The organism is Pontibacillus chungwhensis (genome assembly GCF_030166655.1).
In the GTDB taxonomy this organism is placed as follows: Bacteria; Bacillota; Bacilli; order Bacillales; family BH030062; genus Pontibacillus.
Genome location: NZ_CP126446.1, coordinates 969,731 through 995,509, shown reverse-complemented (window position 1 = coordinate 995,509; position 25,779 = coordinate 969,731). Strand labels below are relative to the sequence as shown.

General features: G+C 42.4%; 23 protein-coding genes. 7 read left to right on the top strand and 16 right to left on the bottom strand.

Annotated features, from left to right (window positions below; all coding sequences use genetic code 11):
* Position 1 precedes the first annotated feature (1 nt).
* The 3 genes from QNI29_RS05130 to mgtE form a co-directional block, all read right to left on the bottom strand.
* Entirely contained in the window at positions 2-1,303 is a 1,302-nt protein-coding gene (locus QNI29_RS05130; RefSeq protein ID WP_231418387.1) for a homoserine dehydrogenase, read from the bottom strand.
* Positions 1,304-1,652: 349 nt separating this feature from the next.
* Complete coding sequence (locus QNI29_RS05125) at positions 1,653-3,512, bottom strand: monovalent cation:proton antiporter family protein (RefSeq protein WP_231418388.1); 1,860 nt, start codon at positions 3,510-3,512, stop codon at positions 1,653-1,655.
* Between the two features lie 20 nt (positions 3,513-3,532).
* Positions 3,533-4,906, bottom strand: a complete 1,374-nt coding sequence (gene mgtE, locus QNI29_RS05120) for a magnesium transporter (RefSeq protein ID WP_231418389.1) — start codon at positions 4,904-4,906, stop codon at positions 3,533-3,535.
* Positions 4,907-5,165: 259 nt separating this feature from the next.
* Between mgtE and QNI29_RS05115 the strand changes: the two genes are divergently transcribed.
* Positions 5,166-6,341: an FtsW/RodA/SpoVE family cell cycle protein gene (locus QNI29_RS05115; protein WP_231418390.1), complete on the top strand. Its 1,176-nt coding sequence runs from the start codon at positions 5,166-5,168 to the stop codon at positions 6,339-6,341.
* 303 nt (positions 6,342-6,644) lie between these two features.
* Positions 6,645-7,397 (top strand): bis(5'-nucleosyl)-tetraphosphatase PrpE, encoded by a 753-nt coding sequence (prpE, locus tag QNI29_RS05110; RefSeq protein WP_231418391.1) that lies wholly within the window; start codon positions 6,645-6,647, stop codon positions 7,395-7,397.
* Between the two features lie 21 nt (positions 7,398-7,418).
* Here the strand turns inward: prpE and QNI29_RS05105 are convergent, their stop codons facing one another.
* From QNI29_RS05105 to QNI29_RS05095, 3 genes are read right to left on the bottom strand one after another with little or no spacing between them, the layout of a single operon-like run.
* Positions 7,419-8,294, bottom strand: coding sequence for an RluA family pseudouridine synthase (locus QNI29_RS05105; RefSeq protein ID WP_231418392.1), 876 nt, complete (start codon positions 8,292-8,294; stop codon positions 7,419-7,421).
* Between the two features lie 12 nt (positions 8,295-8,306).
* Complete coding sequence (locus QNI29_RS05100) at positions 8,307-9,107, bottom strand: NAD kinase (protein ID WP_231418393.1); 801 nt, start codon at positions 9,105-9,107, stop codon at positions 8,307-8,309.
* Between the two features lie 21 nt (positions 9,108-9,128).
* Complete coding sequence (locus QNI29_RS05095) at positions 9,129-9,767, bottom strand: GTP diphosphokinase (RefSeq protein WP_255688586.1); 639 nt, start codon at positions 9,765-9,767, stop codon at positions 9,129-9,131.
* A gap of 163 nt (positions 9,768-9,930) precedes the next feature.
* Here QNI29_RS05095 and QNI29_RS05090 point away from each other — a divergent pair, with 163 nt between their 5' ends.
* The 4 genes from QNI29_RS05090 to QNI29_RS05075 all read left to right on the top strand — a co-directional run bounded on the left by QNI29_RS05090 (position 9,931) and on the right by QNI29_RS05075 (position 12,495).
* Complete coding sequence (locus QNI29_RS05090) at positions 9,931-10,503, top strand: CYTH domain-containing protein (protein ID WP_231418395.1); 573 nt, start codon at positions 9,931-9,933, stop codon at positions 10,501-10,503.
* Between the two features lie 141 nt (positions 10,504-10,644).
* Positions 10,645-11,049 carry a globin domain-containing protein gene (locus tag QNI29_RS05085; RefSeq protein WP_231418396.1) on the top strand — a complete coding sequence of 135 codons (405 nt, stop codon included), beginning with the start codon at positions 10,645-10,647 and terminating at the stop codon, positions 11,047-11,049.
* Positions 11,046-11,939: a ClpXP adapter SpxH family protein gene (locus tag QNI29_RS05080; protein WP_284526855.1), complete on the top strand. Its 894-nt coding sequence runs from the start codon at positions 11,046-11,048 to the stop codon at positions 11,937-11,939. Before QNI29_RS05085 ends, QNI29_RS05080 begins: the two co-directional genes overlap by 4 nt.
* Positions 11,940-12,321: 382 nt before the next feature.
* Complete coding sequence (locus tag QNI29_RS05075; protein ID WP_231418397.1) at positions 12,322-12,495, top strand: hypothetical protein; 174 nt, start codon at positions 12,322-12,324, stop codon at positions 12,493-12,495.
* Positions 12,496-13,040: 545 nt separating this feature from the next.
* On the opposite strand, the gene pepF is transcribed toward QNI29_RS05075, so the two are convergent.
* The 4 genes from pepF to mecA form a co-directional block, all read right to left on the bottom strand.
* Entirely contained in the window at positions 13,041-14,846 is a 1,806-nt protein-coding gene (gene pepF, locus QNI29_RS05070) for an oligoendopeptidase F (protein WP_255688589.1), read from the bottom strand.
* Positions 14,847-15,052: 206 nt separating this feature from the next.
* Positions 15,053-16,222: a competence protein CoiA gene (locus QNI29_RS05065; RefSeq protein ID WP_231418398.1), complete on the bottom strand. Its 1,170-nt coding sequence runs from the start codon at positions 16,220-16,222 to the stop codon at positions 15,053-15,055.
* Positions 16,223-16,691: 469 nt separating this feature from the next.
* Positions 16,692-18,203: a cardiolipin synthase gene (cls, locus tag QNI29_RS05060; RefSeq protein ID WP_284526854.1), complete on the bottom strand. Its 1,512-nt coding sequence runs from the start codon at positions 18,201-18,203 to the stop codon at positions 16,692-16,694.
* A 168-nt stretch (positions 18,204-18,371) separates the two neighbouring features.
* On the bottom strand, positions 18,372-19,061 hold the full coding sequence (gene mecA, locus QNI29_RS05055) for an adaptor protein MecA (protein WP_231418399.1): 690 nt from the start codon (positions 19,059-19,061) through the stop codon (positions 18,372-18,374).
* A gap of 319 nt (positions 19,062-19,380) precedes the next feature.
* Between mecA and QNI29_RS05050 the strand changes: the two genes are divergently transcribed.
* The gene (locus QNI29_RS05050) at positions 19,381-20,046 is read left to right on the top strand and encodes a TerC family protein (protein ID WP_231418400.1); all 666 of its coding nucleotides are present in this window, start codon (positions 19,381-19,383) and stop codon (positions 20,044-20,046) included.
* 69 nt (positions 20,047-20,115) lie between these two features.
* Here the strand turns inward: QNI29_RS05050 and spxA are convergent, their stop codons facing one another.
* The 6 genes from spxA to QNI29_RS05020 form a co-directional block, all read right to left on the bottom strand.
* On the bottom strand, positions 20,116-20,511 hold the full coding sequence (gene spxA / locus QNI29_RS05045) for a transcriptional regulator SpxA (protein WP_231418401.1): 396 nt from the start codon (positions 20,509-20,511) through the stop codon (positions 20,116-20,118).
* 388 nt (positions 20,512-20,899) lie between these two features.
* Positions 20,900-21,493 (bottom strand): GNAT family N-acetyltransferase, encoded by a 594-nt coding sequence (locus QNI29_RS05040; protein WP_231418402.1) that lies wholly within the window; start codon positions 21,491-21,493, stop codon positions 20,900-20,902.
* A gap of 392 nt (positions 21,494-21,885) precedes the next feature.
* Positions 21,886-22,833 carry an ABC transporter ATP-binding protein gene (locus QNI29_RS05035; protein ID WP_231418403.1) on the bottom strand — a complete coding sequence of 316 codons (948 nt, stop codon included), beginning with the start codon at positions 22,831-22,833 and terminating at the stop codon, positions 21,886-21,888.
* On the bottom strand, positions 22,833-23,876 hold the full coding sequence (locus QNI29_RS05030; RefSeq protein ID WP_231418404.1) for an ABC transporter ATP-binding protein: 1,044 nt from the start codon (positions 23,874-23,876) through the stop codon (positions 22,833-22,835). Before QNI29_RS05030 ends, QNI29_RS05035 begins: the two co-directional genes overlap by 1 nt.
* 17 nt (positions 23,877-23,893) lie before the next feature.
* Positions 23,894-24,817 carry an ABC transporter permease gene (locus QNI29_RS05025; protein WP_231418405.1) on the bottom strand — a complete coding sequence of 308 codons (924 nt, stop codon included), beginning with the start codon at positions 24,815-24,817 and terminating at the stop codon, positions 23,894-23,896.
* A gap of 3 nt (positions 24,818-24,820) precedes the next feature.
* Positions 24,821-25,756 (bottom strand): ABC transporter permease, encoded by a 936-nt coding sequence (locus QNI29_RS05020; protein ID WP_231418406.1) that lies wholly within the window; start codon positions 25,754-25,756, stop codon positions 24,821-24,823.
* Positions 25,757-25,779 lie beyond the last annotated feature (23 nt).

Genomic DNA, 25,779 nt, shown 5'->3' with positions numbered 1-25,779 from the left:
GTTATTTCCCCTCTCCTTCTACTCGATACACGCTGTGGATCGAACGAACCGATTCAATTTCCTCCAACGCACCAAGAATCGTATCCATTTGGAAGCGACTCGCGTTATGTGTGATTAAAATAATATCTGCTGCATCATGACCTTCAACAGGCATCTGTAAAATCTTATCAAGGGACACACCTGCATTAGCAAACTGCTGTGTAATGGCAAGGAATGTACCCGCCTCGTCTTCTCCTTCTAAACGTACGAAGAATTTTGAGAAGATTTCATCCTTAGCTTTTAATTGTTTATCATATTGTGGATAAACAGATGATTCACCCGTTACACCTAAGCGAACATTTTTCACCACATCCATTAAATCTGATACAACTGCTGTGGCTGTTGGAAGTTTACCGGCTCCAGGGCCGTAAAACATTGTCTCTCCAACAGCTTCCCCGTAAACGTAAACAGCATTGTATTCATCTTTAATACTTGCAAGTGGGTGAGCGTTTGGTACAAGCGTTGGCTGCACGCTCATTTCAACCTTCCCATGCTCACGGCTCGCAATGCCTAATAACTTCATGGTATAACCAAGCTGTTCGGCGTAAGCAAGGTCTTCAGAAGAAATGCCACGGATGCCGCTAACTTCTACATCTTCAAGCTCTGTTTGCATTTTAAATGCCAAAGTTGAGAGAAGGCTAATCTTACGAGCCGCATCTAATCCCTCAACGTCTGAGGTCGGGTCAGCTTCTGCGAACCCAAGATCTTGAGCTTCTTTTAAGACGTCATCAAATGTTCGTTTCTCATCAACCATCTTCGTTAAAATATAGTTTGTCGTTCCGTTCACGATCCCCATCATTTTGTTAATTCGATCAGAGGCAAGACCATTTGTAAGAGAACCGATAATAGGAATGCCACCTGCCACACTCGCTTCATAGCGAATATCACAGTGCTTCTCTCTGGCAAGTTCCATTAACTTTCCACCGTGCACAGCCATCATATCTTTATTGGCAGTAACAACATGTTTGCCATTTTGAACCGCTCGTTCAAGGACGTGATACGTGTCCTCAATTCCCCCCATCACTTCGACAATAATGTCGATTTCCGGGTCATTTACAAGCTCATCTACCTGATCCGTTAATAAAGAAGGATCCACCGATGCTCCGCGAGGTTTATCGAGATTGCTTACGAGGATGCGCTTCACATCAATTGAACACCCCACCTGGTGCACAATATCCTCCTGGTGATTTGTAAGAATCTCCACAACCCCAGTCCCTACAGTTCCTAGTCCACATAATCCTACGTTTAATTTCTGATCTTGCATCGTTTTCCCCTCCTTAATGTCTACACAAAGCGTACATATGTACTTCCATTAAAGACATTATAAAGAGCCTCACCCCTAAACACAACCGTATTCCGAAAATTCCTAATAGAGCATCAATAATCACTCAGGCGAAAGATCAACCAAACCCGAACGCCCATAGCCAGTTAACCGCTTACATAAACCTCAAATAAAAAAATGAAAAAAAGTCCTCAATTACTTCATCGAACTAAAGCGTGTCTGACACCCACTCGTTCGCTAAAGGAATAAAGGGTGTCAGACACCCTCCTCTGCTTTAAAGCGCTATAGAAAAAGCTTCGATCCTTGTTGGATCGAAGCTTTTTTGGTTCAGTTATTCGCAGAATTCTAAATCGAATCGTAATTCTTCAACATATTCAGAAGAACCTGTTACAACGAGTTGGTCACCGATTTTCAATTCGGTATCCCCGTGTGGAATGATGGATTCGTTATCACGGAATATGCGTACCATGATCACATCCCCAGTAAACGGGAAGTTTCGAATGTACATGCCATCGTAGTCCTCATTGTTCATTTCAATCTGATACAGATAGCTTTCCTGGTTCGTTAAGATATCGACAACGTTTGGTGCGATAATAAGTGCTTTTAAGAGGGCCTTCGATGATAAGAAGACCGAGAAGACTTCTACACCATTTTCGCGAAGTTTCTGATCTAACTCAGGAGATTCAGCACGTGCAATGACACGTTCAACTCCTTGTTCTTTTGCATAAAGAGCAATCTCTGCATTTAACTGCTCATCGCCAATGGAGGCAACGAGAAGATCCACGTTGAACACACCGAGCTCTTCTAGCAGTTTTGCATCATATTCTTCCACTTCGTTAATCTCAAAGCAGGAGCGACTGACTTTATCGTCAATCTTGTCCACTTTCGTGTGATAGAGATGCGTTTCGTAAAGTTTCGGATCAAGTTCACGGACAACCGGAAGCGTCATACGGTTTGACCCAATAAAGGCCACCTGTTGAACATGCTCTGTTTCTTCGCCGTGAGAGTAAAGCTTCTTAAAGATCACCGGCGCTACAAGACAGGAAACAACCGAAACAAGGATGAGCGCACCTTCCATTCTTGTGCTTATAAGCCCCATCTTTTCACCGATCGTAGCAGCAGCAATCACAAGAGAAAGCTTCGCCGTCAGGATCGAGCCTGTGGCAAAGACCTCCTTCCATGAGTACCATTTCCGTAAGATCAGCGCTGGAATCATTTTCGCAATCACAAGGGCAATGAATAAGAGCGGCATAAGGAGCAGAATTTTCGGATCCTGGAACAGCTTCGGAATATTGATGCCGACACCGACCATTACAAAGAAGATCGGGATCAAGAAGCCATATCCAAAGCTATCAAGCCGCTTCACCATTTCCTGATTCGGAGATAATAAAGCAACAACTACCCCGGCTAAGAAGGCGCCAAGAATATTCTCAGCCCCTACCGTTTCTGAAATTCCAACGAGGATGAGAATGATCGTAAACACAGCACGAGTATCAATTTGGATCGTCCCTTTCGACATCGTCTCAACAAAGGAGCGATTCTGAAAGTACTTCCCAATAAAGTAAATCGCAACCCCTGCTCCAAATAAAATGAGCAGAAGCCACATGCTCGAACTATCTTCCCCGCCATAGATCGATACAAAGACAGCGAGCAGAATCATCGTTGATAAGTCTGCTATAACCGTAACGAGTAACACGATCTGGCCAATATTACTGCGGAGCATTTGCGCATCTTTTAATGTTGGAACGACAACGCCTAATGAAATCGTTGAAATGATTAATGTCATTAGAAAGACATTATCGATAAATCCTGCTAACACAAATAAATAGGAGAGGCCGAGTGAGAGCACAAGAATGAATAAGAACATGCTTGAAGCTACAACGAGTGTATTCGGCGCTTCTCCACCCCCAGGGAGGGTTTCTTTTTTCTTCTTTCCTGCGAAGGCGGAGAAATCAATCTCTAGTCCACTAAGGAACATAAGGAAGATAAATCCTAATGTGGACAAGGTCTCAAGCCACATACCTTCATTAACTAAGTCAAAGCCACTCTGACCTATAATCAGTCCAACGATGATTTCCGCCACCACAACAGGGATGGCCTTTAAACGAAAACGATGAAGGATGATGGGCGTCAGGAATGCTGCGATGACAACGATCACAAGCGAAGTAAGAGATGCAGAACCGTGCTCCATTCACTCGCCCTCCTTTGCTACTAAGAAATCAATAAATGTAAACGTAGAAACGTTGTTGCCATACCGAAATAGATTAAGATTGATATAATATCGTTAATCGTCGTAATAAATGGACCCGAAGCTACAGCAGGGTCGACGTTTAACTTGTGCATGAGTAATGGAACTAATGCACCCGCAAGCGTTGCGACAATGAGAGTCGACATAATCGAAATGCCAACGAGTAACCCGAGATAGAAATCACCTTGCCAGAAATACACGATAAACGTAACAAGGACACCGCACGTAAGACCGGTGATCAAACCTGTTCCAGCTTCCCTGAAGACGAGCTTAATGATTCCTTCTTTCTCATGTTCGCCCGTTGCAAGTCCTCGAACAGCAACAGCCAATGCCTGTGTTCCTGTATTACCTGCCATACCGGCAATAAGCGGAATGAAGACCGCTAATATGGCTACTTGATTTAAGGTCTCTTCAAATCGGCCGATCAGGCTTGCGGTCATCATCCCTAAGAATAATAAGATGACAAGCCATGGTAACCTTTTCTTAGCGGCCGCGAATGCATTCTCATCTGGTCGATCCAAGTCAGATACACCGGCAAGCTTCGAGTAGTCATCGCTTGCTTCTTCTTCCATAACGTCCATGACGTCATCGACTGTAATAATGCCTAGCATATGATCTTGAAAATCTACAACCGGAAGGGCCAAGAAGTCATAGTCGCGCATAAGTTGAGCCACATCTTCCTGGTCCTCTCCGACTTGCACCGACACGACTCGGTCACTCATAACTTCAGAAATATACCAATCTTCTTCTGCTATAATAAGGTCTCTTAAGGATATAACTCCAACTAAATGCTTGTCTTCATCTATAACGAATACATAATAAATGGTCTCAGCGTCGGGAGCTTCTTTTTTCAGATGAAGCATCGCTTCGCGTACCGTTTGATTGGCTCTTACCACAACGAATTCAGTCGTCATGATACTACCAGCCGTTTTCTCTTCATAATACAGGAGTTCTTTAATATCCGCAGCTGATTCCTTATCCATGATCGTCAGGAAGCTCGCTACTTGGTTTTTATCCAGCTCATTTAAGATATCTGCTGCATCATCCGTAGAGATCTCAGCTAAGATTTGAGCGGCGAAGCGTGGGTCCATCTCTGTGAAGTATTCTTCAATATCATCCACATCAATATGCTCCATGACTTCAGCAATCTCTTCAGGAGATAGATACGTATAGATCTGCATCCGTACATCTTGCGTTTGCTCTTCAAAGATTTTTGCCTGGTCGTAAGGGTGAATTTCTAAAAATTCAGCTCGGAATTGGTCAATTTGGTCGTTAAATAATGCATCTTGAATGTTGTCCCATAGTTCACGTCGTTCATGGTCTTCAAGATATTCCATGGATAACCCTCCTTTTCGCCGTTTAACCAGAAGTGGTTCAATGGTTTATGTTGTACAGACTTTTCCACAATACCTAGTCATTTGACCGTTTTATCGTAAGGTCCACACCTTCATTTGTCAATCTTCCCTTAGCATCCTCATTAAGAAGGAAACCCATCCAATGGAAGAAGTTCTTAAAAAAAAGCGCAGAATAGTGTAAACTTTCTAATGGGTACATATATTAATTCGGAATCTATGGAATAGAAGAAAGGGATCCTCCATGAACAACAATCAAGGTCTTAAGATAGACTTTTCACTCATCATGATTTTAATCGCGATCGCTGCTGTTAGTTGCTTTACGCTCTACACCATCCAGCCGACGCTTCCTGCTAAGTATGACTACGTCAATTTCTTTACCCAACAGCTTCAATGGTATGCACTTGGAACCATTGTAATCTGTGTGGTTATGCTATTTGATTATGACCGTTTCCGACAATTTGCCTGGGTTTTATACGGCTTTGGGGTGCTTATGTTATTAATGGTGGAATTAAATATTCCCCCAGGCCTTGTTTATGAGAACAACGGGGCCAGGAGCTGGTTTATGATCGCCGGCAAAACGATCCAACCTGGTGAATTTATGAAAGTGTTTCTCATCATTTTGCAAAGTCACCTGATTGTCCGGCACAACGAGAAGCGCCCAACAGACCGGAGCGTGAAATACGATCTATGGCTTCTTGTCAAAATCGTCGGCGTCGCTCTGCCTCCAATGGCCTTAATTGCCAAGCAGCCTGACTTAGGGACGTTCCTTGTGTTATCGGCGATCACAGCCGCCCTTATTCTGGTCTCAGGAATCCGCTGGCGCATCCTTTTAAGCATTGTTGGGATTATTAGTATGGTCGCTCTTGTCCTTGTTGGCCTCTTTCAATTTTTCCCCGTTGCGATGGAAAAGTTACTCGTGGAATCCGACTTCGGTCACGTAACTGGACGCTTCTACGGCTGGCTACAGCCTGAAGAATATGAAGATTACGGCTACCAGCTCGTCCGTGCGATGATGGCGATCGGATCAGGTCAGTTAATGGGGAAAGGGATTTCTGAGATGCAAGTCTATATCCCAGAACGCCATACGGATATGATCTTTACCGCTATTGCTGAACAATTTGGTTTTATAGGATCTAGTGTTGTCGTTACGCTTTTCTTCCTATTAATTTACCGTATGATTACAACAGCGCTTGAGAGCAATGAACCGTTCGGTAGTTACCTGACTGTTGGGCTGATTGGAATGTTTACGTTCCAGATCTTCCAAAACATCGGCATGTCGATTCAGCTTCTGCCGATTACAGGGTTGCCGCTTCCGTTTATCAGTTACGGTGGTAGTTCCTTGATTACCTACATGCTGGCGATTGGTCTTGTGCTTAATGTTCGGTCCCGGACGAAAACGTATATGTTTGATTCGTAAAAAAGGTGGAAACGCTAAATTAGCGTTCCACCTTTTTTGGTAATAGTGGAAGGGCGTTGCATTAATGAGTGCTAAGGGGTGTCTGGGGAACGACTCGCTTTCCGCAGGCGAGCTGTCGAGCCTCCTCCCTCACTTCGTTCGCTCCGGGGTCTCGTCGACCTCTTTCTCCTGCAGGAGTCTCCCCGTTCCCCAGACACCCCTTGCCATATTCTTACGAACGCCCCACCTCTTATGAGTTAGGTAAAGCAAAAACACAAATTCATAAAAACAATTACAAAAAAGCAAAATCAAGGAGGACCATACATGAAAAAACTAGATTGCATAGGTGATGTGCATGGTTGTTATGATGAACTGATTGAATTATTTACTAAACTAGGTTATTCCACCACGGGCAAGGTTCCTCGTCACCCTGAGGGTCGGATTCCTGTTTTTGTCGGGGATCTTACGGACAGAGGGCCTGCTTCTCTTGATGTAATTCGGCTTGTGTATCGGATGGTGGTAGTGGAGAAAATGGCGAAATATGTCCCGGGAAATCACTGCAATAAGTTGTACCGCTTTTTTAAGGGGAATCCTGTGAAGCATAAGCATGGGTTGGAAACGACTGTGGCTGAGTATGAAGCTCTTTCGAAGGATGAACAAAGAATCGTTAAAGATCAGTTTATTACGCTTTATGAGGAGTCGCCATTGTATCTTGAAGATCCTGAGGCGAATGTGGTGATTGCTCATGCGGGGATTCGTGAGGATATGATTGGGAAATCGTTTCAGAATAAAAAGGTGCGTACTTTTGTTTTATATGGTGACGTTACTGGAGAGTTTGATGAAAATGGGATGCCCGTTAGACGAGACTGGGCCGCTGATTATGAAGGGGGACAGTGGATTGTATATGGGCATACACCTGTCAGAGAACCTCGGTTCAAACATAAGACGGTGAATATCGATACCGGTTGTGTGTTTGGGGGAGCTTTGACGTGTTTCCGTTTACCTGAAGAAGAGATTAGAAGCGTTCCCTCTAAACAGCCTGAAGTCCCTGAGAAATTCCGTTCCTTTGATGATTAATAAAGGTTTGAGCACTAAGGCTCAAACCTTTATTAAGGATTCCATATCTGGTGGTAAAGGGGCCTCTATACACACCTCTTCACCGGTCGAGGGTAATGGAAACTGAATAGAGCTACAATGCAATGCATGTCGCTCTATTCCCACGTTCACGCCATTATATAACGGATCACCACGCAACGAATGACCAATGTAATCAAAATGGACACGGATTTGGTGGGTTCGTCCTGTCTCTAAGCGGACTTTTACCAATGTTGTGTCACGCTGCTTTTTTACTACTTCATAATGGGTAATGGCCCGTTTCCCGGTATCCGTTACACACCTTTCAATAATGGAGCCTGGCGCTCTGTCAATGGAAGCATCAATTGTCCCCTTGCCCTCGTCTAGGTGGCCTTCGACAATTGCATGATAAGTCCTTCTTACCGCTCCTTCTTCTTGTACTTTAGCTAAGAGAGAATGCACAAACCTATTCTTCGCTACAAGCACAATGCCCGAGGTATCACGGTCGAGACGTGTTACAACATGGAATGTAAATGGAATCTGATGGTCATCGTAATACGCCATCAGTCTGTTTGCTAACGTATCATTCAAATGATGAACAGATGGGATTGTGGCAAGAGCAGCTGGTTTATTTAGGACTACAACATCTTCATCTTCATACAAGATCGAGATCGGTTTATGAACAGGAGCCAGGTGTGGGCCTCGCTCTTCAGGAGGGAATTGAATGAACAGCTCATCCCCTGCCCTCACTCTCGCCCGGACTGTAACAGCGGAGTTATTTAAAAGAATGCCTTCGTCATATTTAATGACTTTAATCATACGACGAGAAAATGCTCGTACGTGATATAAATAATCGCGTACGAGCATTCCGTCGTGCTGCTGGTCAACTATATACTTCATTGCCGAGCCCCCTTATCGTTCGTCTGCTATAAAGGAGTCATGGACGCGTTTCCAGAACGGGAAGGGACGGAAGCGAGCAAACCGGACTTTCTCTTTAGCTACACGGCACTGAATGGATTTCACATCCGAATACTTCCGTGTAATATGGTCAAGGGTAATCATAAAGCTCTTATCATTTTGAGGCTTCAGCATTGCCGTATGATGCTTCGGTAAGATTAGCGGAGAGCCAATCGTACGGAAGACGCGGTTATTAATGGAGGCCATTTCAGCAATCTGGATCGCTTCAAGCGAAGGATGAATAATCGCTCCCCCAAGCGCTTTATTATACGCTGTACTTCCAGATGGAGTCGAGATGCAAAGGCCGTCTCCTCGGAAGGTCTCAAAATGCTCTCCCTTAATCTCCACATCAAGCACTACTGAACCTTCTGCTGTTTTCACAGAACATTCGTTTAATGCGAGGTACTTATCTTCTGGCTGATCGCCTTTTGGTCGGATGATGATCTCAAGTAGCGGATACTCAACAACCTGGAACGGAGTTCTGGCAATTTCGATGATCAACTTCTCTAGTTCCTTCGGCATCCAGTCCGCATAGAATCCAAGGTGACCGGTGTGTACCCCAATAAATGCTGTTTCCTCAAGGCGATGGATATATGTATGGAAAGCCTCGAGCAATGTACCGTCTCCTCCAATCGAAATGACAAGATCTGGCTCATCATGATCCAATTCAAGGTTAAATTCTGTTAAGTAATTTTTCATTTTGGACAGAAATTCGTCAGAGGCACTGTCCCCTTTTGACAAAATCGCAAATTTCACTTGAGTTCTCCCCCTTTAAAATTAGGAATCATCATCGTTATCATTTTGATCGTGCTTCTGGCGGAAGATCGCCTGCGCTTCCTGGATCTCGCTTTTTATTTTTGACATTTCTTCATCTAATCGAAATGCGGCTTCAGAAGCGTTTTTTAGACGACTCTTTACTTCTGCTGGAATTTGACCACTATATTTATAGTTTAACGAATGCTCATTTGTAGCCCAAAAATTCATAGCCAATGTACGGATCTGAATCTCTGCAAGGAGCTTCTTTTCCCCTTCGATGGTTTCAACAGGGTACTCAATAATAATATGATACGATCTGTAACCACTCTCTTTTTTCTTCGTAATATAGTCTTTTTCCTCTAAAATATCGAAGTCATTTCGTTTTCTAATCATATTCACAACCGTGTAAATATCATCTACAAACTGGCAAACGACACGAATACCGGCTATATCCTGAATTTCGTCTTCGAGATTCGCATATGGAATATCCTTTTTTCGCGTTTTATCAAGGATGCTAGTAATAGGTTTTACCCTACCTGTGACGAACTCAATCGGAGAATGCATCGCACCATACTCATACTGTGCCCTCATTCCCTTTAATTTTACCTTTAGCTCGTCAACTGCTTGTCTGTACGGGGCTAAAAACGTTTCCCAATTCAATTCTTGCACCACCTTTTATCCAATCATCGTTTATGTAAATAGGACACGATATTGGCCTGTGCTCTATTGTATCATAAATGATTTCATGATTAATATTTGCAATCTTTATCCCATTCATCAATAATAGAAATGGCAAATAAGCCGCAATATTGGAGGAATTTGTATGTCACAAGAAATCGAAATCGAATTTAAAAATTTGCTTAAAGAAGAGGAATATGAAGCTCTCGTAAGTGCTTTAGCCTTTTCAACTGAAGATCGCTTCACTCAAACCAATTACTACTTTGAAACGGATCAATTTGATCTGAGAGATAAGCTTGCAGCCCTTCGCATTCGCAAAAAAGGTGATACATGGACGGCCACTTTAAAAGAACCACATGTTGACGGCCTCCTCGAAACGCATGATACCCTGACTGAAGAAGAAGCGTATCAGTGGATGAATGAAGCACCTGTTACCGCTCCAAATATCGAGAATCAGCTAGCAGCACTCGGCATTCCATTTTCAAACTTAAGCTTTAAGGGTGCTCTTACAACAGAACGCATGGAAAAAGAGTACAAGGATACACTTGTTGTGCTCGACCGCAGCCATTACAACAACGTCACCGATTATGAATTAGAGCTTGAAGCAAAGGAAGCGAATCACGGTAAAGAAATATTTGAGCAGCTTTTACAACAGCACAACATCCCATCACGAGACACTCCTAACAAAATTCAACGTTTTTTCCAATCTCTACTATAAACAGATTTGTTGATTGTTTAAACAACCCGTTGCTACAATAAAATCAAACAAAGAGGCGATTCCTCCCTTCCTAAAGGGCAAATCGCCTTCTCTATAAAAGTGGGGAACGTCCACTAAAATACAAGTAAATGAGGCATTCTTATGAATGATTACCCAGGTACGCTTTATGAGGCCATAGGTGGTCCTGCTGCTATTAACCAACTTGTAGAATCCTTTTACAGCAGGGTTGCCGAGCATCCGAACTTACAGCCCATATTTCCAAATGATTTAACAGAAACGATTCGTAAACAAAAACAATTTCTAACCCAGTTTCTCGGTGGACCTGCATACTATACAGAAGAACACGGGCACCCTATGCTAAGAGCCCGCCACCTGCCTTTTGAAATTACACCAACACGAAAAGATGCGTGGTTGTATTGTATGAATGGTGCGCTAGAAGAAGCTGAGATCGAAGAACCTTACAGAAGTGCAATCTTTGAACGATTAACGCATACAGCTCATCATATGATGAATACTCCAGAACACGGGAAAGGAGAATCGACGTGAGTTTTAAGGCAACTGGGGAACACAACAACATGAACCAAACATCACAATCCCAGTATGGTTTTGTCGACCTTTTAAAGAAGCCTGTTGAGATCTATGTATTTATAGATCCTTTATGCCCTCAATGCTGGTCTTTAGAGCCATTTCTGAAAAAACTTACGCTTGAATACGGGAGATACTTTACCATTCGACCTATTATCAGTGGAAAACTAACCTCCCTGAATGCAGAAGCCTTTCAAAAACCTGAAGACCTGGCAAAAGTATGGGAAAAGGTCGCGTCTAGAACTGGGATGAGCTGCGACGGTGATTTATGGTTCGAAAACCCTGTCTCCTCCCCTTGGATGGCCGCTTTATCCATTAAAGCTGCTGAACTTCAAGGAAAGAAAGCAGGCATGCGTTTCTTACGCAAAATACAAGAAAACTTATTCCTAAATAAACAAAACATTTCTAACGAAGAAGTTTTACTCCGCTGTGCAAAAGAGAGTAACCTTGATGTTGAGGAATTCAAAGAAGACCTTCATTCTGACTCTGCTAAACGCGCACTCCAATGTGACCTTAAGCTCACACGTGAGATGGAGGTCGAAGAAATTCCGGCCATTGTCCTTTTCAACCAGCAAGAGGAAGAAGAAGGCATTAAGATTACTGGGCTTTACCCGTATAACGTCTATGTAAACGTCCTTCAAGAAATGATGCAGAAAGAACCTCAAGCAGCCATAAAACCATCACTTGAGGAGTTCTTAGAATATTACCGCTTCGTCGGTACCCAGGAAATTTCCGTGGTTTTCGACTGGAGCGAATCGAAAACCGAATGCGAGATGAAGAAACTCCAACTGAAACAAAAAGTCGAAAAGCACCCTGTAAAATACGGAACGTTTTGGCGCTATGTGACCTAAACACGAAGGCCCCATCTTTCAATCGAAAAGATGGGGCCTTTTTTGTACCTTTATATTTTATTAAAATATTTAACTATATAAATATCCATTCCAATCATTTATTTCCATTTAAGTAAAAATAAAAAGCCAGGCGGGGTCAGCCTGGCTTTAATCTATGTCTTTATCTTTAAGACAAAGGGGGATGGGAGAAAGTCTCACGATCAAACAAAGGGGTTATTGTTTGGTATGTGATCCTTTTCACAGATAAATATAACAAGAATCCCTGTCGATATCAATATTTTTTCATCACCTTCACAAAAACGTCACATCTATCACCTATTGGTTGGAAAGTATGGGACATTCTTTACATAGACTAGAATAATACAAGTCTGGAGGTGCACCCATGAATGTATTTCCTTTATTTTGGATCGTTGTGACCTTACTCGCTTTTGGTTTTAATTTATTAGGGCTCATGCGCCTCGTTCCGATTTTCATTTCGATGCCTCTCTTGTTCATCGCCCTATACTTCACCATATTCAGCTTCACCCACCGCCGCTCGTTTAGAGGGTTTAAATAAGGTAAGAGAACGTTTCCGTTACCGCTAATTGGGAGTAAGGCGGTCCTGGAAATCACTCGCTTTCCTAGGCCCCACACGACGTGGGGTCGTTCGACGTTGTCACAGGACGTGACGGTCTTAGTCGAACTTCCGCTTTTATATATTAAGCTCTCTCTCCCTCAGGAGTCTCGCAATTTCCAGGACCACCTTTGCCCATTGAGGAGAAACGGTACGTACCATGTATGAGAAATGGGAGCGCATTAAGCCGATGAACAAGTCCGTTAACCCTTCTAAGGGAGGGGCTGTCTGGAGGACTGCGAGACTCCCGCGGGGTAAGGAGCCTAGGGGAGACCCCGGAAAGCGCGTAGCGATTGAGGAGGCTCCCCAGCTCCCCGCAGGAAAGCGAGTGGTCCTCCAGACAGCCCAAGCACTCTTATCGTAACGGACCCAAGCTGAACCTACACCCCCGATCTACCACCTTGCTCTTTCAAAAGCAAACTGAATCATTTTTTTACTTTTATTAGAAATACACAAAAAAGCGACTCCTTTGAAGGAGTCGCTTTTTATTATTTTTGCTTGATTAACTTCTCAAATTCTGCAAGTTTTTCTTCAAAGACATCAAGAGCTGCTTCTATTGGTTCTTTAGAAGTCATATCTACCCCTGCTTGCTTCAGAACTTCAATCGGGAAGTCGCTGCTACCGGCTTTTAGGAATCCTTTAAAGCGATCAACGGCTGGTTCTCCTTCTTTTAAGATCTGAGAAGCTAATGCTGTAGCGGCAGAGTATCCTGTTGCGTATTGATATACGTAGTAGTTGTAGTAGAAGTGAGGGATACGGGCCCACTCAAGACCGATGTCGTCGTCTACAACTACATTCTTTCCAAAGTATTTCTCATTTAAGTCATGGTATAGTTCTGTTAAACGATCAGCAGTTAATGCTTCTCCGTTCTGCGCACGTACATGAATATCATGCTCAAATTCAGCGAACTGTGTCTGACGGAAGACCGTACCACGGAATCCTTCGAGGAAGTGGTTAAGCAAATAGAGTTTCCGCTTTTCGTCTGTTGTATTCTGTAGCAAGTAATCATTTAATAAAGCTTCATTTGCAGTAGAAGCTACCTCAGCCACGAAAATCGAGTAATTTCCATAACGGTAAGGTTGAGTACTCGTTGTATAGTAACTATGCATCGAGTGGCCTAATTCATGCGCGAGTGTAAACAAGTTATTTAAGTTATTCTGCCAGTTCATTAGGATATACGGGTTTGTTCCATAGGTACCGGATGAATAAGCGCCACTACGCTTTCCTTTGTTCTCATCCACATCAATCCAGCGATTTTTGTACCCTTCTTGGATAATGTCCGTATACTCTTCCCCTAACGGCGCCAGTCCTTTTAGTACCGTCTCTTGGGCTTCTTCGTAAGGAATATCCATATCTACGTCCTGCACAAGGTCAGCATAAAGATCGTACATATGAACATCTTCTAAATCTAAAATCTCTTTGCGTAGCTCTACATAACGATGTAAAGCAGGAAGACGGTCGTTCACTGCTTCTACAAGGTTGTCATATACCTTTTCAGGGATGTTATTAGAATCTAGCGCAGCCTGACGTGCGGAATCATAATTACGTACATTCGCACTGAAATTATGCTTCTTCACTACTCCACTTAATGTTGAGGAGAACGTATTCTTGAAGTTCCCGTAGGTGTCATACATCGCTTCAAACGCCTGCTTACGGACAGAACGATCCTTAGATTTTAAGAAACGAATGTAACGACCATGAGTAAGGTCGACTTCATTTCCATCCTCATCTGTAAGCGTCGGGAAAGTAAGGTCAGCATTATTTAACATGCCAAACGTTTGTTGAGGATTCGACATCACCTCAGAAGCTTGAGCCAGAAGTTCTTCTTCTTTCTCAGAAAGAGTATGAGGGCGCGCACGTGTAATTTCATTTAGTGCATGCTCATACAACTTAAGCTCTTCTTTTTCACTAAGGAACTTCTCCACTGTTCCTTCTTCCATCGCAAGAATCTCTGGGTCAATATAACTCATCGCACTACCCACTTGAGTCAGTAAACTTTCTGCTCTCGTGTTCATATCTTGATAGTGAGAATTCGTCGTGTCCTGATCATAACGCATGTGCGCATATGTAAATAGCTTCCCTACACGATTCGCCACTTCATCTTGTAATTTCAGAAGATCATATAACGTATCTGCAGATTCGTGTAATTTACCTTTATACTCTTTGATTTTAGGAGTTAACTGCTTAACTGCCTCAAATTCTTCATTCCAAGCTTCATCGGTTGAAAATATATCTTCGAGTCTCCAGGTTCGTTCCTCTGGAATTTCGTCTCGTTTTGGTAGTTCTTTAGCCAATGGAATTCCTCCTTCATTTCTTCTTCTATTACATTTCTTTTTCGGGTCCCGAAAAACCTTCCGAAATGTCAGAAAAATTATTATTTTCCTAGTACCATTATACCCGAAAGCCATGCAATCATGCTAAGATATTGCCGCGCACAATGGGACTTCCTGAAAACCAATCTTTCATCCCCCCTTGGTTTCAACTAAGGGGGGATGATGATTTATAGCAGGGAACGATTCAGAAGTTCTTTTAATACCCATTCGTCCTGTTCGATCGCTTCGTGAACAGTTGTGGGCATAGGGAGATCTATGAGCTTCACATACTTACCGGTTTCTAATTTCTTCAGAATTCCAATCTCACATAGAAGGTTTGTGTAAAGCTCGATTGGTTTTTGAGTATCAGGTAGCAATGGTAGATCGGTACACGTCGTTTTGCTGAAGGGATAGACAGGTAATGAGAAAGGTTCCCCCGTAGGCTGGGGGTGAATTTCGTCCATCAGGATTTTGGCCTGCCATTGATAGGGAGGAAGTTCATATACGTAGGAGAACGGGACGGGCAAATGGATTAGAGCTGAAAGAGTACTTGGATGCAAGCGTCGGAGATAAAGCCATTGTCTCCAAGAAAAATCTGAGCTTTTGTTCATTTTTCTTGGTACTTGCTTTCTAAACCGCCTTTTTTCCTTTAACCAGGATTGAAAGACATAAGAAGGTGAGACAGTCTGATGAGGAGATAAAAGAGAAGTTAAACTACATGAGGTGGACGGAAAGAACGAAAGTTTCCCAAGCGACTTACGATTGGTGAGTAACAAAGGGCGATAAAAACGGGCGAACTGATGGGTGGAAGAACAATAAAACAAGAGCATGGGATGAGGAGTGGCTTTAAATTGCTGCAAGAAGAGTTTTTCAAACGAAGTAAGAGAAAGCATATTGGTATGAGCGCGCTTCAGGCGATTTCCACCTAAAATCCATAAAGGGATAATCCCTGCTGATCTATAACCTTCCGTGCGCAATTTGATCATTTCCGGGGAAATACGACAACACTGGTACTCAATAGCGACACGCTTTTCCCGAATGGTTAGCAACAAATCAGGCCGCTGTTGGATCGAAGGCAAATAAGCTTCTAACTCTACATGGTACCCTTGCCGCCGCAGCCATTCGTATAACTGCCATTTTCCTGCTTCATGATAAGCCCCTTCCCCAACCTCTTGCATACGGCACGTTCCATGTGGCTTGTGTGCGTAATGAGGAATAACTTTAGAACCAGCTTTCAGGGTGACTTCTTCAGAACAGGCTGGACAATAAAAGGGTTGTCTTCTTAATTCATAAATCTCCTCCTTTGTGTATCGTGCTAATACATGAGCGATGCCATCTTTTGTGATTGCTTTTAACATACATCACCTCCACCATACCTATTCTCCACCCCTTCTGATATTCCTTCTTTTTCAAAAGAAGCCGTTAACCATTATCATGCAAGTAAGGCAGCTTTAGATCCTCCACCCAGGAAATAGACTGTCTCTTCAGCCCACGGGAGTCTCGCAGTTCCCAGACCCTTCTTTTCAATATTAATATTAACGGAAACACGCCCTTTTAGGGGAAGGTTGAATTCTAGAGAGCAATGAAATGCGGTCCGTTCAACTACTAAACTCCAGGGCTTGATCGGGGACTGCGAGACTCCCGCGGGGTTAAGAGCCTAGGGGAGACCCCACAGAGAGCGATAGCGAACGAGGAGGCTTCCCAGCTCCCCGCAGGAAAGCGAGTTGTCCCCGAGCAAGCCCCTTCTCTTTTCTGGCAACGGACCTCTCCTTCCCCACCCTTACAAACAAAAAAGCCCTGATCCTACGTCGCAGGTCAGGGCTTTGCTTATAAGAGCGGGGATAGGAGGCGGGCTGTGGATTCCATGAAGCGTTTCATAAGTGCGCGCTTACGGAAATCTTCTAAGATAATTTGATTCGATGAATGGAGATCCCGCTCGTAATCATCCACTAATGTTTTAGTACTCTTGGTTCTGTACAAGAAGGCGTTCACTTCGAAATTTAAGTGGAAACTTCTCATATCCATATTGGATGTTCCAATCGAAGCGAGTTCCTGATCAATAATCATAATTTTGCTGTGCATAAACCCTTTATGGTACTCGTAGATGTTTACACCTGCTTCTAGAAGTTCAGGGAAATAGGAACGGGAGGCATGAAAGACAATCCGCTTATCCGGACGGCTTGGCATTAGAATCTTCACATCGATCCCGCTTAACGATGCAGCTTTTAGCGCTGTCAGTATATCTTCATCCGGTATAAAGTACGGAGAAGCGATCCAAATGGAATGCTTCGCTGAGACAATCATGGAAAAGAAAACGTGCTTAATCACTTCCCACTCGTTATCTGGCCCACTAGCAATCATCTGAACTCCGCCTAGGTTTTCGCGCTCGACAAGTTGAGGCGATAAATACTCATTGGTAAGGAGCGTTTCATCTGTCATATAGTACCAATCCTGCAGAAAAATCAATTGCAAGCTTCGGACAGATTCTCCCTGAACATACAGGTGCGTGTCTCTCCAGAATCCGTAATACTCATGACGTCCGAGGTATTCATCCCCAATATTTAATCCACCGACAAACGCTGTATTTCCATCTACTACAATAATCTTCCTGTGATTTCGAAAGTTAATTTTATTATTTAAAAAGGGAAGTTTTACAGGGAGAAATGGCTTCATTTCAACGCCCGCTTCCTTCAACTCTTCTTTATACTGACTAGAAAGTTTCCAGCTCCCGACAGCGTCGTAAAGAAATCGAACTTTCACTCCACTTCGTGCTTTATCCATTAAAATTTGCTTAATCTCATTCCCAATATGATCATGACGCACAATATAATATTCAATATGGATGTGATGAGTGGCTTTTTTCAATTCTTCAAGGATTGCATCAAATGTCTCATCCCCATTTGTTAATACCTTGGTCTCGGTCCTAAACGTGATCGGAGAATGACCAAGGCGTTGCGCCAGGCGGACCAGCATCTTTTGGTGGTCACCCATCTGTTCCACTTGATAAGGCATGATGTCGCTTTCGCCTTCAATTTTCCGAAAGGCTTCTTCATCCAATGCACCCTTTTTACGGAACATTTTCTTCTTTCGATAGTTCTGTCCAAATAAGATGTAAAAGAAGAAACCGACAATAGGCAACGCTGCAAGCACAAGGAGCCACGTCAGCGTCTGTGTCGGATGTCGATTCTCAAAGAAAATCAATAAACCAATAAATATAGCTGAAATCGTAAATAGAATGGAAACGGCTCCGATGAGCCATCCTTGCCACAATTCTTTCGTTACATAAAATACTCCGATTAATATCCCCATAAATACGAGAACCTGAATCCGTTTGAACATACGCTTCGATTCCTTTCTCCAACTAGTATCCCTTCTGCCCTTACTACCTTTGTTTCAATATATGTAGGTAAGATGAGGTTCTTTCTTTTATTTTCGGCGAAAGAATGCTCCTTCATCCTATAGAACGTATAAAAGAGCGGCTCCTTATGGAAAGGTGCCGCTCATCGTTTACTCTGCCGGGAAGTAACTACTGATATGTTCTAACGCATTTTCACCGAAGATCGTTTTACCGTATTCTTCTAGGCGATGAACCGTAAGTGGCGATTCATGGCCAAATTCGAGTAGTTGACTCAGAATATTCTCTTGAGATTCGTCACTTAACTGCCCATCGGCAAATTGAACGTATAGATAATACGAGCCTTCAAAGTGATACAATTGGTCTTCTACATATTGTGCATTCAAGAAGTAATGGCTTAATTGGATTACATCTTCAAAATCGCGGAATCCAATGACAAAGGATAGATTATCGGACTCTACTGCTTCGTCCTCTCCGTCCTGCTCACCTTCTTGATTTGAATTCATTTCTTGATCTAGAAGTGATTCAAGCTTCTCATCCACAGGCATATCTAATGTTTTACCGTCCTCTGTTGGTAATTCAAGCTTATGGCCATCTTTAGAAACTTGCGCTTTCGTTACAACAATTTCTAGGCCTTTATCCATAGCCTGTACTTGAATCCACAACGGACCGTCTATATTAAAGTCTGCTTCATCGTTTACTTCGTCCATCATTTGCCAGAAGAGCTGTTCACTTCTATCTCTATTGTACCAAATCTCTTCGCGGTCAAAACCTCGATCTTCAATATCAATGTAGGAAACATAGAACTTTACTGTATTTTCATTAATGCGTTCGATTTCCATGGAACTCGCTCCCTTCTGTTGATTAGTTAAAGGTGGAAGGGAAAACTTCACCCTTTCAATATTGCTATTACTTTACCTTACCCTCATATGACTATTCTCAACCATTTGATGTGCTCTTTCTACGTGTAATACCATTTTATGATACTACCCTGCTAATTGAAAACAGAATTGCTCAAAAAAGTAAAAACAAACGAATGACCTACATGATCCTTAATCATGATCTCCCATGGTTGTACATATACGTATAACTAGAGGGTTAGTTAATTTAACATTGTAGCTTATTTAGGCGGCTTTGTCACTAGAACTGGGAGGTTTTTTTGTGGATTTTGAGATCATTCAATCTATTCTCATTATTGTTGGAATTGACTTAGTGCTCGGGGGAGACAATGCGATTGTCATTGCCCTTGCAAGCCGAAATTTACCGATGAGTCAACGCAATAAAGCTATTTTACTTGGTACAGGCCTCGCGGTAGGATTACGAATTCTAATGACAGGAATTGCCGTCTTTTTACTGCAAATCCCGTTCTTACAATTTGTCGGTGGAGTACTCCTAGTTTATATTGCTATGACCTTGATCACCGACCAAGAAGACGGGCCTGAAATTCAGGCTCACACAAGCCTGATGGCAGCTGTCAAAACCATTGTCTTCGCTGACCTAGTTATGGGATTTGATAATGTATTAGCCATCGCAGGAGCTGCCAGAGGAGAAGTTTACCTCGTTGTTTTTGGGCTGCTTATTTCTGTTCCCATTATTATTTGGGGCAGTAAGTTAATCCTTCGATTAATGGAAAAATTCCCTTTCCTAATTTACATAGGAGCAGCAGTTCTTGCCTACACAGCAGCCGAGATGATTCTCGGGGAAGCAACGTTACAGTACTTCTACAGCGACTTCCCATTTTTCCATTGGATCATTCCTCCTGCTACAATCATCATTGTTTTAGGAACAGGCTTTTGGTACAACACTCTAAAGAGTCGTCCTTCTTAAAGAACGCGTGTATAAAAGTATGTACAAAAAAACCTGCAGCCCTTTTTACAGAGGATTGCAGGTTTTTATTTAATTCACTAAGCGCTGGGCTTCTTGTAATTGGAATGTACGTACTTTTCTTGGAAGGAAACGACGGATTTCATCTTCATTGTAACCGACCTGAAGGCGTTTTTCATCCACAATAATAGGTCTTCTAAGTAGTCCAGGATGTTGTGCGATCATATCGAACAGCTCTTTCATCGGAAGCTGATCAAGGTCCACATTCATCTTTTGGAAGACTTTCGATCGGGTTGAGATAATTTCATCCGTACCATCTTCTGTCATTCGTAATACTTCTTTTATCTCGTCAATTGTCAAAGGTTCTGAGAAAATGTTACGTTCTTGAAACGGAATTTCATGCTCCTCTAACCATGCTTTCGCTTTCCGACATGATGTACAACTTGGAGAAGTATAAAGTGTTACCATACAAGCTTCACTCCTCAATGAATTTATTACGAAAAAAGTACTTTTAATCGTTTATTAAATTAAAATTAGTTTAAATAAGTATCCTAGAATAAGTATACTACAATTGTTTGAAATTGGATAGATGCTATAGAAAATGTTTTTATGTTACCACAAAGCTTTTAGAATGTCTTCTGATATACAATGGATATTCCACCTTCGTAGTATTATTAAACGTTTCACAGCAAGAAAAGTTTCAAAAAGTTATAAAAAAGTTAAAAAAGTAAACTCGTTTAGTGGAAGTAGGGGCTCAGAGGTCTCAATCAATCCTTCATGTTAGTAAAAACTTCAAAAACTAAAAAAAATAAGCAAGCAGATCCAATCCTACTCTGCTTGCTGTTTTTCGTTTAGATTAAGCGTTTTCAGGCTTTTTCAATGCGTCAAGAATGTTGTCCATATCTCGATCTTCATCAAGCGTCAACACTTCATCTACAGGCTGATACGACTTCCCATACAGCTCTTTATCTTTATACGTGTGAATTCTTTCATACATTTGTTTCATTTTGTCATAGATGGAAGCTTCGGATTCGTGCTCAGGGGACCAGAAGAGGATTTCCATTTCGTTCAACTCATTTGTCGCAAGGGAACGACGAGCGTAACCGATGGAATTTGCGTGTTCGAATCCTTCTTTTTGATAAAAACGGAGGCGTTTTTCGGTGTCAGTGTCTTCATAATCGACCGGTTCAACCTCAAGGATGATCGGTTTACCTTTCTCTTTAAGCTTCTGGATTAATTTATGTCCAGTTCCTTTTCCGCGTGTTTTCGCAGAAACCCAGACATAATCAATAAAGATAAAAGTGTCAAACTCAGCATACATTAAGACGTGCTCATCGCTCTCATCCTTCTTGTATACATCACCTTGTTCCTTCAGAAGCCTTTCCATGTGTTCTCTTGACTTCATTTCTTCGATAGGAAAATACTTATTAAGCTTTTCATACCAATTCATTGATCTACTCCTTATTTTGTAGTCTCTTATATTATAACGAATTTTCTCCATTTTGTTAAATTTAACTCGTCCGAACCCTATTTAATTTCATTCCCTATGCTCTTTAGTATAAAACTTCACTTCACAATCATGTATGAAGTAATTTTTTCGCTTAAAAAGATAGGAAATTCGCTTTATTTTGTTAGAATTTTGTGATAATATAATGCTCAAACGAAAAAACTTTCTAATAATTTTGAATTGTTGGATTTTATTCGCGCGATATTCGTTAGACTAACGGATGTCGATTTTCTTTTTTTGGCGCTTTAATGTGGTAAGCGGCAAAAGAATTTATGGAAGAGAATGACGCCATACGCACAAAAAAAGCCCATCTTTTCTAAAGATGAGCTTCCCAACTACTGTGTTTGAAGTTGCTGTTTATAGGATTCATATTCTTTTTGCGTACAAGATACCCAGTGACCTGGACTAACTTCACGCCATTCTGGTTCCTCGCCATCCATTTCTCTACGATGCTCTTCCACATCATACGTAACACGCTTGCGGTTACGCTCATAATCTGGATCTGGGTGAGGAATAGCGGACATTAGCGATTTCGTGTAAGGATGGAAAGCATTTTTGTATAAGTCTTCACTGTCAGCGACTTCTACAAGCTTACCAAAATACATTACACCAATGCGGTCACTGATGTATTTCACCATGGATAAATCGTGTGCAATGAAAAGGTACGTTAGGTTTTTCTCTTCCTGCAATTCTTTCAGTAGATTTACAACCTGAGCCTGAATCGACACGTCAAGAGCTGAAATCGGCTCATCGGCGATGATAAATTCAGGATCTACAGCCAATGCACGGGCAATTCCAATACGTTGACGTTGACCTCCTGAGAACTCGTGTGGATAACGGTTCGCGTGCTCACGGTTTAGACCCACTGTTTCAAGAAGTTCATAAACTCGTTCCATACGCGCTGTTTTCGTCTTAGCAAGTCCGTGAATATCCACGCCTTCAGCAATAATATCTGAAACCGTCATACGCGGATTTAAAGAGGCATATGGATCTTGGAAAATCATTTGCATTTTCCGATTAAATTTCTTCATTTCTGCCTTAGATTTCTTACCATGAACATCTTCACCGTTGAAGATAACTTGACCATCTGTCGCGTCATAGAGACGAATAATGGTTCTTCCTGTAGTAGATTTTCCGCAACCGGATTCCCCTACAAGTCCCATCGTCTCCCCACGGTAAATTTGGAATGTAAGACCATCTACAGCCTTTACTTTGTTTTGCCCTTTTCCGAAGTGTTGCTTCAGGTTTTTAATATCAACTAGTACTTCTTGGTTTTCGGCCATTATCGTTCACCAGCCTTTTCCTTGAAATGCTCGATACGTCTTTGTACGACTGTTGGAGGTTCAACTGCAGGAGCATCTTCATGCAGGAGCCACGTTGCCGCATAGTGTGTATCACTCACTTTAAACATTGGAGGTTCTTGTTCAAAATCAATCTTCATCGCATAGCTGTTTCTTGCTGCGAATGCATCCCCTTTAGGCGGGTTTGTTAAATCAGGAGGTGAACCAGGGATCGCCTGCAACTCTCCGTCTTCCGCATCTAAGCTTGGCATGGATGCTAGTAGTCCCCATGTATACGGATGTTTCGGATTGTAGAAGACTTCATCAACCGTTCCTGTCTCTACGATTTTACCACCGTACATGACCGATACGCGGTCGGCAACATTCGCTACAACTCCGAGGTCGTGCGTAATGAAGATGATCGATGTATTCGTCTTCTTCTGGATGTCTTTCAGCAATTCTAGGATCTGAGCCTGAATTGTAACGTCCAGGGCTGTTGTCGGTTCATCGGCAATTAATAATTTCGGATCAGAAGCAAGAGCAACTGCAATCATTGCACGCTGTCTCATACCACCTGAGAATTCGTGTGGATACTGATCAACACGTTGTTCAGGTCTTGGGATCCCAACAAGGTCTAACAGTTCAATCGCACGCTTTTTCGCATCTGTCTTTGAGATTTTACGGTGCTTAATCATGCTTTCCATGATTTGTCGACCGATTCTCATCGTTGGGTTCAAGGAAGTCATTGGATCCTGGAAAATCATCGCAATATCTTTACCGCGGATTTTTTCCATTTGTCGGTCTGTCTTCTGAACAAGATCCGTACCTTCAAAATTTATTTCTCCACCTTTGATTTCACCTGGTGGCATTGGGATCAAGCGCATAATTGCCTGGGTGGTTACACTCTTACCGGAACCAGATTCCCCTACAATTGCAAGAGTCTCCCCTTTTTTCACATGAAAGTTTACACCACGGACCGCTTGGACTTCGCCTGCGAACGTATTAAATGAAACTTTCAGATCGTTTACTTCTAGGATATTATCCATTGATTAGTTCACCCCTTCTACTTACGAAGTCTTGGGTCAAGCGCATCTCGCATGCCATCCCCGATTACGTTAAATGCAAAGATCGTTAAACAGATAAATAAGGCTGGGAAGAATAAGCGCCATGGGTAGTACTGCAGTGCAGGAAGACCCTCACTGGCCATTGTTCCCCAACTTGCTAAAGGCTGTTGTACACCTAGACCTAAGTAGCTTAGGAAAGCCTCTGTAAAGATTGCGTTTGGTACTGTTAACGTCATCGTAATCAAGATTGGACCCATTGCGTTTGGAATTAAGTGTCTGAACATGATTCGGCTCGTCTTCGCTCCAAGCGTTTGGGCTGCCATCACATATTCCTGACTCTTTAACTGTAATACCTGACCACGCACAATACGTGCCATGTTAATCCAACCTGTAATGGTCATCGCCAAAATCATCGTTCCTAATCCTTGACCAAGTACTACCATTAAAAGAATAACCATAAGAAGGTAAGGTACGGCCCATAGGATATCAGCAAAACGCATCATGTACTCATCTGTGCGACCACCAATATAACCACTAAGTCCACCCCAAATTACTCCAATAAATAGGTCAATGACTGCTGCTGCAAGACCAATGAATAGGGAAATTTGAGCACCTTTCCATACACGTGTGAAAATATCACGCCCAAGGTCATCTGTACCAAACCAGTGGTTCGCTGAAGGAGCCAGGTTTGAGTTAATTAAATCCGTCGTACGGTAATCATAAGGAGTGAGCATCGGTCCTACAATGGACATAATCGCTAAGATCACTATTAAGATAATCCCCGTAAGTGCTAATCTATTTTTCTTAAATCGCATCCAGACATCTTTCCAAAACGAAATACTGGGACGCGATATCTTTTCAGAATCAGAAGTATCTCCACCAACTTGCTCAAACATTTCTTTTGGTATGTGTTGTTGTTGCATCCGTTACTCTCCCTTCTTATCATCCGCTAATTTGATGCGTGGGTCTATTAAGCTGTACGCAATATCGACAAGAAGGATCGATACAAGCAGAAGAACACTAAAGAATACAGTGACTCCCATAATTACGGAATAATCTCGGTTTTGAATACTTGTTACAAAGTGCATTCCTAGTCCCGGAACACCAAATATCTTCTCAATTACAAAACTTCCTGTCAGAATCGCTGAAATTAAAGGTCCCATATAAGATACAACAGGCATCATCGCATTTCGTATCGTATGTCGCACCGTAATTTCAGTAGAGTTCAGCCCTTTTGACTTGGCTGTCTTAATGTAATCATTGCTTAATACCTCAAGCATACTAGAACGCGTTAAGCGAGCTATAAAGGCCATCGGCGTCGAGGCCAATGCTAAAGCTGGTAAGATCGTGTGAGAGAATGATTCCCACCGAGCAACTGGTAAAATACCTAGTTTAATAGCGAACACGTACTGCAGGAAAGATGCCATAACAAAGCTTGGTACCGAGATTCCTAGTACCGCAAGCACCATCGCTGAGTAGTCTTGCCATTTATTGTGTCGAAGTGCAGCAATTGCACCTAGTAAAACACCTAAACCAAGCGCTAAGAAGATCGCTTCCATCCCTAACGCAAATGAAACAGGGAAACCACTATTAATTAAGTCGTTAACGGATTGGGCTTTATATTTAAATGATGGCCCGAAGTCCCAATTAATTACCGATACTAAGTAATCTAAATACTGACCAAATACGGATTTATCTAATCCATAATACGCCTCTAAGTTCTTTTTAATGGCATCTGGCAGGTCTTTCTCAGATGTAAACGGAGAACCTGGTGCGGCACGCATTAAGAAGAACGTGACAGTAACAATAACCCAAAGGGTAAGCACCATGTACAGAAGCCGTTTGCCGATATACTTTAACAAGTTGGATACACCTCCAAAATATT

What these genes read in the sequence shown, in the direction of transcription:
- QNI29_RS05040 (WP_231418402.1), bottom strand. Translation starts at nt 21,493, where the DNA reads ATGAATTGGTATGAAAAGCTTAATAAGTATTTTCCTATCGAAGAAATG.
- QNI29_RS05030 (WP_231418404.1), bottom strand. Translation starts at nt 23,876, where the DNA reads ATGGATAATATCCTAGAAGTAAACGATCTGAAAGTTTCATTTAATACG.
- QNI29_RS05105 (WP_231418392.1), bottom strand. Translation starts at nt 8,294, where the DNA reads ATGAAGTATATAGTTGACCAGCAGCACGACGGAATGCTCGTACGCGAT.
- QNI29_RS05130 (WP_231418387.1), bottom strand. Translation starts at nt 1,303, where the DNA reads ATGCAAGATCAGAAATTAAACGTAGGATTATGTGGACTAGGAACTGTA.
- QNI29_RS05115 (WP_231418390.1), top strand. Translation starts at nt 5,166, where the DNA reads ATGAACAACAATCAAGGTCTTAAGATAGACTTTTCACTCATCATGATT.
- QNI29_RS05075 (WP_231418397.1), top strand. Translation starts at nt 12,322, where the DNA reads ATGAATGTATTTCCTTTATTTTGGATCGTTGTGACCTTACTCGCTTTT.
- QNI29_RS05035 (WP_231418403.1), bottom strand. Translation starts at nt 22,833, where the DNA reads ATGGCCGAAAACCAAGAAGTACTAGTTGATATTAAAAACCTGAAGCAA.
- cls (WP_284526854.1), bottom strand. Translation starts at nt 18,203, where the DNA reads ATGTTCAAACGGATTCAGGTTCTCGTATTTATGGGGATATTAATCGGA.
- prpE (WP_231418391.1), top strand. Translation starts at nt 6,645, where the DNA reads ATGAAAAAACTAGATTGCATAGGTGATGTGCATGGTTGTTATGATGAA.
- QNI29_RS05025 (WP_231418405.1), bottom strand. Translation starts at nt 24,817, where the DNA reads ATGCAACAACAACACATACCAAAAGAAATGTTTGAGCAAGTTGGTGGA.
- QNI29_RS05090 (WP_231418395.1), top strand. Translation starts at nt 9,931, where the DNA reads ATGTCACAAGAAATCGAAATCGAATTTAAAAATTTGCTTAAAGAAGAG.
- QNI29_RS05065 (WP_231418398.1), bottom strand. Translation starts at nt 16,222, where the DNA reads ATGTTAAAAGCAATCACAAAAGATGGCATCGCTCATGTATTAGCACGA.
- mecA (WP_231418399.1), bottom strand. Translation starts at nt 19,061, where the DNA reads ATGGAAATCGAACGCATTAATGAAAATACAGTAAAGTTCTATGTTTCC.
- QNI29_RS05125 (WP_231418388.1), bottom strand. Translation starts at nt 3,512, where the DNA reads ATGGAGCACGGTTCTGCATCTCTTACTTCGCTTGTGATCGTTGTCATC.
- QNI29_RS05085 (WP_231418396.1), top strand. Translation starts at nt 10,645, where the DNA reads ATGAATGATTACCCAGGTACGCTTTATGAGGCCATAGGTGGTCCTGCT.
- mgtE (WP_231418389.1), bottom strand. Translation starts at nt 4,906, where the DNA reads ATGGAATATCTTGAAGACCATGAACGACGTGAACTATGGGACAACATT.
- spxA (WP_231418401.1), bottom strand. Translation starts at nt 20,511, where the DNA reads ATGGTAACACTTTATACTTCTCCAAGTTGTACATCATGTCGGAAAGCG.